This is a genomic window from Opacimonas viscosa (assembly GCF_024199005.1).
Lineage (GTDB): Bacteria > Pseudomonadota > Gammaproteobacteria > Enterobacterales > Alteromonadaceae > Opacimonas > Opacimonas viscosa.
Genome location: NZ_JANATA010000332.1, coordinates 1 through 234, shown reverse-complemented (window position 1 = coordinate 234; position 234 = coordinate 1). Strand labels below are relative to the sequence as shown.

Sequence of the window (234 nt, the reverse complement as noted above, 5' to 3'; positions counted from 1 at the left end):
ACATGGGGCGTTGCGGGCCGTTTTGCAATCGTTTGTCGCTACAGCGGCATGCCGGTCAGTTTTGCGACAAGCTCGGGCAGTTTGCGGGCGCCGAATTTGGTCAGCAGGTTTGCCCGGTGGGTTTCGACGGTCCGATAGGACAGTTTCAGCTCGACTCCGATTTCCTTGGCGGACAGGCCGCGGCAGGTGAGGATGGCCACATCGCGTTCGCGGGGGGTCAAGCTCACCACCGGG

Annotated in this window: 1 protein-coding gene; it reads right to left on the bottom strand. The window is 62.4% G+C overall.

Going from position 1 to position 234, the window contains the following annotated elements:
• Positions 1-38: 38 nt before the first annotated feature.
• Positions 39-234 (bottom strand): LuxR C-terminal-related transcriptional regulator (locus NLF92_RS13810; RefSeq protein ID WP_254102850.1); only part of this gene is annotated, 196 nt, incomplete at its 5' end.